Origin of the sequence: Kandleria vitulina DSM 20405 (genome assembly GCF_000702065.1) — a bacterium.
Lineage (GTDB): Bacteria > Bacillota_I > Bacilli_A > Erysipelotrichales > Coprobacillaceae > Kandleria > Kandleria vitulina.
Genome location: NZ_JNKN01000063.1, coordinates 1 through 4426 on the forward strand (window position 1 = coordinate 1; position 4426 = coordinate 4426).

Here is a 4426-nt window from a genome sequence, read left to right on the forward strand (position 1 = left end):
CGTGCTGAAGGAGGATCGAGGATTCACAAGATTTTCGAGAAGAGGACTCGATAATGCAAAAATGGAATTTCTTCTTGTGTGTCTGGGGTTCAATTTAAGGAAGTATCACCACTGGTACAGGAAGAAATGTAAAGAAAAAGTCAAATCGCTTTCGAATTAGGCAGGTACAATTCACAGTGCAAAAAAGATATTCACAATGGATACCCTTATTACGCCCTTTTTTGGGGTTTTTTTATTGTGAGTCTTATGAGAATGAATAGAATGAAATCATATCCTACATATCATGAAAAATATGGACGAAAAAAAGAAGCCTAACGAAATGATTAAATCATTTCGTTACAGCTTCTTTTTTTACTTTTATATGATAATGATGGCAACATTGATAAAAATCAGTGATAATGAGAATAGGGATAAACTAAGGAAGAAGGAGTGTTATTATGATTAGTTATTACCATATGATGATATTTATTATAATTATTCATTGTATAGTTAATTTTGATACACTAGTAAATCGTCATTATCAATATGACACACCGGTTGGAAAATGCTTTCGCATGTTTGTAATCGGAGTGATACCTTTATATGTTATTGATGGATTATGGGGATTCTTTTATCTTTATAGAATTAGAATTCCTTTAATGATTACCTCTTTTTTTTATTTTATGATGTTAGCAATCACGGTTCTTTTGTGGATTAGGCTGATTTATATTCGCTTCAGTCAGATTACGCTGTATCTAATAATTTGCTACTATTCAGGAATAGTCTATTTCCTATTTACGTTGGTTATATTAGTAATTAATATCTTTAATCCAATAGTCTTTTCTGTAGATCAGCAGGGTATGTATCATATCTATTTATTTAGAGCAGTCTTGCTTATTATCCAGTCAATATTGTTTTTTGCTTCTTCATTGTATCTTCTTCATTTGATGAAAATTGTAGATAAAAATATGCATCTGCATATTTTAGCAAGAGCAATGTTTGGATTGATTATGGCTGTCATGCTTTTATTACATATGACGTATGTACCAGCTCCGTTTTATTCAATTGGATGTTTAATAGCAACATGCTGCTATTATAAATTTATTGTAGAAAATTTGAAAGATGATCATTATCAGGAGTTAGATAGATTACTTAGAAGAGAACAAGAGTATAAAAAACAGATTAACAATATTGAACTCATCGCAAATACTGATCCGCTTACAGGCGTAAAAAGTGCGAGAGCATACTCTGAAGCAATATCGGAAATAGATGATCTGATTCTAAAAGATAAACTTCAAGAATTTGGAGTTATTGTTTTTGATGTCAATAATCTAAAAAGTACTAATGATAAATATGGGCACAAGATGGGGGATATCCTTTTAATGACAGCTGCAAGGACAATTATTAAATATTTTACAGATAATGATCTTTATCGTATTGGTGGAGATGAATTTGTAGTCATGTTAAAGGGAAAACAATTTACTAATAGAAAAATGATCTTAGCTGATTTTGAAACAGAGATTGAAAATAATGTTAAAAATAAAGGCGTCATTATCGCTAGTGGCATATCTATATATCGTCCTAGACAGGATACTTGTTATCGTCTGATCTTTGAAAGAGCAGATCTTAGAATGTACGATTGTAAGGCATTATTAAAGGTTATGGAACAATCCTATCATTAGAGTATGTAGACTTTCATTTACTTTTATAAAGAAGTAAGAGCTATTAGAAATAGTAGCTCTTTTATTATTGACGTAAAATAACCTTCATGATAATATACAACACGTTGTATATTAAAGGAGAACACCTATGAACGTTGATTTTATGATAGAACGATTATTATTGAAGGTTGGTAATCGCAGCATCAACATAAGAGATGAGAATCATAAGAAAAGAGGCATGACTTCTGTACAGGCTGAAACAATGCTGTTTTTTGAAAAGCATGAGGGGGCTTCTATTGGTCAATTGAAAGATCATCTTCAGATTACTCATCAGGCAGCAAGAAATCTCGTAGAACGTATTAATAAGAAAGATCTGCTTATTATCAAAGTATCTCAAGAAGATGCGAGATGTAAAAATATTTTCCTTAGTGAAAAAGGGAAAGCATTATGTCATGAACTAAGAAAAGAAGGAAGCTTTGAAGGTGAACGTCTACTTAAAGGGTTCAGTGAAGAAGAAAAAACATTGTTATGGAATTTATTGGAGAGGATGGAAAAGAATGTTGAATAAATCATATTTACGAAGATATTTTATATTTTTAGTGGGACTCGTATTTAATGGGTTTGGTGTCAGTCTAATTACGAAAGCAAGTCTAGGGACATCACCTATTTCAAGTATCCCTTATGTATTAAGCTTAAGCTTTAAGCCAACAATCGGAGAATTTACAATCATATTCAGTTGTCTTTTAATATTGTTGCAGATTATTTTATTACAAAAGAAATTCCCGTTGCAGAGCTTATTGCAGTTTCCTGTTTCAATTCTATTTGGAGAATTCATTGATGCAGGAATGTATATATTAAGTGCCTTTCAGCCAGATGATATGTTGATATGCTTATTATCATTACTCCTTGGGTGTCTAGTCTTAGGCTTTGGTGTCTATCTAGAAGTCATTGCGGATGTTGTCATGTTGCCAGGTGAAGCTTTTGTAAAAGCTGTCAATATCAAGTTCCATACTGAATTTGGTTCTACAAAAATGTGTTTTGATACAACAATGAGCGTCATTGCTGGTTTGCTTTCATTTGTATTTACTCATAAACTTCAAGGAGTAGGGGCAGGAACTATTATTGCAGCCTTGTTGGTAGGCTATGTTGCAAGACAGATTGCTAAAATTGAATCTTTAAAGAGCGTTTTATTAAATGAGAGTTATCTTAATGAACTCGTATAATAAAAGCGGGAATCAATAGTGATTCTCGCTTTTTTTATTAGTCAGCTCTTCTTGAAACATGTTTATAATTTTCATCATAGAAACGACCGTTTCTAATATCATCACACATACCATCATAAGGTGTTTCATTGATGACATCATCATTGTTTTCACCAGCATCTCCAATATAAGTAATAGTCGCAAATTCTGGTACAACATATTTTGGATAAGTGTCATATTTTTCTCTCGCTTCATGCATCTTATCAATATGTTTATTTTGATAGCATACAGTAATTTCAGGATGTTCATGTACCCATTTAGGGAAGAAAATAACACCATTGATCTTACCTTCATTAGGCATAAAATCTAATGCTACATCAGTACCAGTTGGTTCAGTCCAAGTGACTTTATAGATGCCATCAGCAATCTTGAATAAGTTAATTTCCTGATCAGTCACCCAACGACCTTTGACCATACCACCATGAATTCTATAGCAACAAGTATGATCATTCTTGCAGTACCATTCATATTCCCAGCCATTATCATAAGTATAGATAAAGTGAGTTCCAATAAAATCAGATAAATCTTTAAACATTTTCTTAGACATAAATAAAACCTCTTTTCTCATATATCATGTAAATATAAACATGTAATTAATTACATGTACAAGATACGGCTTTTATGTTATACTTGTGTTACAAAGATGTCAATATTTTTTAGGAGAATTATTTATGGCACAAAGAAATTTATTACCTTTTATCTTATTGGGACTTATTGAACAATCTCCAAAAACTGGATATGATTTAAAGAAAGAATTTGAAACTGAAATTGGAGAATTCTGGTCAGTCAAGCATAGTCAGATCTATTCTGAATTAAAAAGACTGGTTGCATCAGAGCAGATTGTTTCAGAGACAGGCTATTTTGGTAATAAGATTGAAAAGACTTATTATAAGATCACAAATAAAGGAAAAGAGACATTGGAAACATGGAAGTATTCTTATGATAAGCAGCTTGTTGTTAATAAAGATGAGTTTGTTTTAAAGCTATACTTCATTAAAGACAAAAACGATCCACGTCTTAAAGATTTATTAAATGAACAGCTTCTTTTACATAAAAATAAACTTAATCATTTAAATGAAAGAATGAAAAAGCTGTTCTCTGATACAAAAGAAATAGATGACAATTATGGTCATTATCTTATTTTAGATCATGCAATCAGAAGAGAAAATGAATATGCAAGCTGGCTAGAAGAAGCTATTGGATTTCTTGCAAAATAAAAAAGGGGCTGACCCGGATAGATAATCTGGATTAGTTTTCAAAAATAAAATGCGCCGGATAAATCCGACGCATTTTTTGGTATAATGTAATTATGAAAACTACAACATTAAACCACAAAAATTATAGCGCATTTCAGACTTATGCGCTACTGGATTTTAACATTAATTTTGAGAATGATGTGCCTAGTGACGATATTGCACGTACTGTCATTGAGATTACAGAGAGGATGAACATTGGAAAGTATGTTGATCTCAGCAGTCGCAGATTGCACGGGCATGATGCAATGAAGCTCCTTAGATGCATCCT

At 31.9% G+C, this 4426-nt stretch carries 6 protein-coding genes and 1 pseudogene; 6 read left to right on the forward strand and 1 reads right to left on the reverse strand.

Annotated features, from left to right (window positions below; all coding sequences use genetic code 11):
- The first annotated feature begins 1 nt into the window (after position 1).
- From T513_RS12690 to T513_RS0109470, 4 genes are all read left to right on the forward strand, one after another.
- Entirely contained in the window at positions 2-160 is a 159-nt protein-coding gene (locus T513_RS12690; RefSeq protein WP_080703133.1) for a transposase, read from the forward strand.
- A gap of 277 nt (positions 161-437) precedes the next feature.
- Positions 438-1661 (forward strand): GGDEF domain-containing protein, encoded by a 1224-nt coding sequence (locus T513_RS11530; RefSeq protein WP_031589886.1) that lies wholly within the window; start codon positions 438-440, stop codon positions 1659-1661.
- Between the two features lie 127 nt (positions 1662-1788).
- Positions 1789-2208: a MarR family winged helix-turn-helix transcriptional regulator gene (locus T513_RS11810; protein ID WP_051654431.1), complete on the forward strand. Its 420-nt coding sequence runs from the start codon at positions 1789-1791 to the stop codon at positions 2206-2208.
- Positions 2198-2863: a YczE/YyaS/YitT family protein gene (locus T513_RS0109470; RefSeq protein ID WP_035877080.1), complete on the forward strand. Its 666-nt coding sequence runs from the start codon at positions 2198-2200 to the stop codon at positions 2861-2863. Before T513_RS11810 ends, T513_RS0109470 begins: the two co-directional genes overlap by 11 nt.
- A gap of 37 nt (positions 2864-2900) precedes the next feature.
- Here T513_RS0109470 and T513_RS0109475 read toward each other — a convergent pair whose 3' ends face one another.
- On the reverse strand, positions 2901-3449 hold the full coding sequence (locus T513_RS0109475; protein ID WP_031589890.1) for a phenolic acid decarboxylase: 549 nt from the start codon (positions 3447-3449) through the stop codon (positions 2901-2903).
- Positions 3450-3573: 124 nt separating this feature from the next.
- Between T513_RS0109475 and T513_RS0109480 the strand changes: the two genes are divergently transcribed.
- Together T513_RS0109480 and T513_RS12530 are read left to right on the forward strand one after the other, a co-directional pair.
- Positions 3574-4119 (forward strand): PadR family transcriptional regulator, encoded by a 546-nt coding sequence (locus T513_RS0109480; protein ID WP_031589891.1) that lies wholly within the window; start codon positions 3574-3576, stop codon positions 4117-4119.
- A gap of 92 nt (positions 4120-4211) precedes the next feature.
- A pseudogene (locus T513_RS12530) lies at positions 4212-4426 on the forward strand (transposase); the annotation flags it as partial.

Excerpts from the sequence above, each read along its gene's own strand:
- T513_RS11530 (WP_031589886.1), top strand. The coding sequence starts at position 438 with ATGATTAGTTATTACCATATGATGATATTTATTATAATTATTCATTGT.
- T513_RS11810 (WP_051654431.1), top strand. The coding sequence starts at position 1,789 with ATGAACGTTGATTTTATGATAGAACGATTATTATTGAAGGTTGGTAAT.
- T513_RS0109470 (WP_035877080.1), top strand. The coding sequence starts at position 2,198 with ATGTTGAATAAATCATATTTACGAAGATATTTTATATTTTTAGTGGGA.
- T513_RS0109475 (WP_031589890.1), bottom strand. The coding sequence starts at position 3,449 with ATGTCTAAGAAAATGTTTAAAGATTTATCTGATTTTATTGGAACTCAC.
- T513_RS0109480 (WP_031589891.1), top strand. The coding sequence starts at position 3,574 with ATGGCACAAAGAAATTTATTACCTTTTATCTTATTGGGACTTATTGAA.